Source organism: Streptomyces sp. NPDC059718, assembly GCF_042733315.1.
In the GTDB taxonomy this organism is placed as follows: Bacteria; Actinomycetota; Actinomycetes; order Streptomycetales; family Streptomycetaceae; genus Actinacidiphila.
Genome location: NZ_JBHWGA010000122.1, coordinates 1 through 2523 on the forward strand (window position 1 = coordinate 1; position 2523 = coordinate 2523).

The window sequence follows — 2523 nt, forward strand, 5'->3', positions numbered from 1 at the left end:
CAAGCGGCTCCAGCAGGATGTCAGGCACACCGTCGTCCACGGCTCCGCCACGGAGAACGTGACGGTGCGCTGGGAGAGCGGGGACAAGTCGTTCCCGGTTCTGGACGACCCCACCAAGGTGTCGGCGCGGGCGGTGTCCGCACCGGCGGGTGCGGCGGACGACTTCCTCCACGGTGCGGGTTCTGGTGCGGGGCGGGTGGATCTGACGCTGGACGCGGGCTGGGATGCGGCTCGGGGTGCGGCGGCGCCGAACACGGTGAAGCACTCGTGGGTGGACCCGGTGTCGACGCCGCGGGGCGGTGGCGCTCACGCGCCGCGGTACGAGGTCCGCGCGGGCTACGACGTGCGCAAGTTCGAGCTCGGAGATCGCTCGGTCACGGATCTGACGGTGAAGGTGCGTCTGGCCGACGAGGGCTTGTCGCAGCCGGAAGTGGATGCCCTGTGGGATCGTGCGCTGTCCGGTGTGGAGCGGGTCTTCAACCGTCCCGGTGAGGTGCTGGGCGACGGCAGTGTCCTGCACGTCACGCTGGAGCGGGTCACCGGAAAGGTCTCCGACGCCCACCTGAACGTGCACGTGGGTCGGCCGCAGAGTGCGATGAACCAGCACCAGTGGCGCATCGACGCCACCGAGCAGGACCTGGCCCACGAGTTGGGCCACCAGTTGGGTCTGCGGGACGAGTACCGGGACACCACTGCAGGGCACCGGCCGGAGGTGGACGGCAGCCTGATGGGCAACTACCACAACGCCGCCCCGGAGGGCCTGTCCCAGGGCGGACTGCGCCCCCGCTACCTGGACCTCATCCACGCCCAGGTCGTCAGTCACGACCACGTCCACGTGGCGCACGTCGACGTCGACGCGGTCGACGGGGTCGCCCCCCATGCACCGGACGGCAAGGCCAAGGGCAAGGCCAAGGCGAGCACCTCGGCGAGCACCTCGCAGTCGGCGGTCACCCCGCCCACCTTCACACGGCAGACGGACGCCGTGCGCTTCAGCGAGGGCTACAGCGACATCGCAAGCCATTACCGATTGACGCCGGTGGCCCAGTACGACGGTGCGGCCAAGGGCGCGCTCGAGGGCGGCAAGGAGACCCGTTTCGTCGCGACCGTCATCGCCACTGCGAACACCGATCTGCTCACGCTGGCGAAGACGTACGGGACGGCGTTCGGCAAGGAGTCCCTCGGCGAGCGGCTGGGCCTGGTCATCGGCGTGAACGGACGCGTCGGCAAGGAAGCCGAGATCACCGACACGGTGCGCAAGTTCGCCCAGGCATGGGAGAAGGAGGGCGACTTCGCGGTTTCCGTCACCGGCTTCACCTGGCACCAGCCGGATTCCAAGCTCGTCGCGCTCGGCGCCCAGAAGGAGATCCCCTACGGCGCGCTGCGTGAGGCGGTCATCCGGGACGACCTCACCCATGCCATGATCAACAAGGTCAAGCACAATGCCGGGGGAGAGGTCTATCTGCACGTCGGCGACGCCGACGTCAAGAGCATGGTCGTCGGCGGTAGGCCCCTCTTCGACCGCGCCGCCGCGAAGATCGAGACGCTGACCGACCAGCACGGATCTGCTCCCGAGATGGTCAGTGGCGGGTACACCCTCCCCGAGGGTGGCGCGAAGAACGCCGCGGACCTCGACCTGGCCGTGCGCGACGCGATGGCGAAGACCGACGCGCGGGCGATCTACTTCCCCGAGCCCAACACGTTCATCCGCGTCGACCAGGCCAACTCCCTCGGCCTCGCGAAGGACATCAGGTTCGGCGAGATCTCCGGAAGAAACATCAGTTACGAGGCCAGGGAAGGGGAACGACTCCTCGACAGCCTCGTGAAGAACCGCGGCCACAATTGGCAGGGGCGGGAGAACCATGCCGTGGTCTTCGACTCGGGTCTCGCCCTCGTCACCGACGGCGATCGCATCGCCGTGGGAGTGGGGGGCGACTCACAGTCGCTCCTCACCGGTCTCACGCAGAGCCACGCGAACCCGAAGACCTGGACCGAGCAGATGGAGCACTACCTGAAGCTCCACCACGACGGTGTCCTGAAGAAGGACCCGAATGTGGGACGGAACCTTGCCGCTTTCGCCTTCCACGGAATCCGGGCGGACGACACCACCCTCCTCACGACGATGACCAGGAAGGAACTGGGCAAGGCACTGCCGGCAGAGGCAGGTGCGCTCACGAAGGTCGCCGAGGATTTCCCGACGACCGTCAAGCAACTGCTCGACATGGCCGTCGACACCCGTAACGCCCTGGTCGGCGGCATCAAGACGCACCTACCGCAATCCGTCTCCGCTGCGGCTCCGGCCGCCACCGGTACCGCGAAGCTGACCGCGGACAAGATCCTGGACGTGATCACCGGTACGGGCGGCGCAAAGCCCGGCGAGGTGCGCCGTACGCTCGGTGGTTTCGAGTTCGGTGTGAAGACCCGTAACAATGGGGGTAACAACCTCATCTCGCGCCCGATCGTCATCACGGTCGTGGACGGTGCGACGGAGGCCGAGGTGGCGGTCCACGTCAACGTGGTCCTCAC

The 2523-nt window shown here is 67.7% G+C and carries 1 protein-coding gene; it reads left to right on the forward strand.

Features of this window, described 5'->3' with window-relative positions:
• Nucleotides 1-2523 (forward strand): hypothetical protein (locus tag ACFV3E_RS46505; RefSeq protein WP_500542589.1); only part of this gene is annotated, 2523 nt, incomplete at both ends.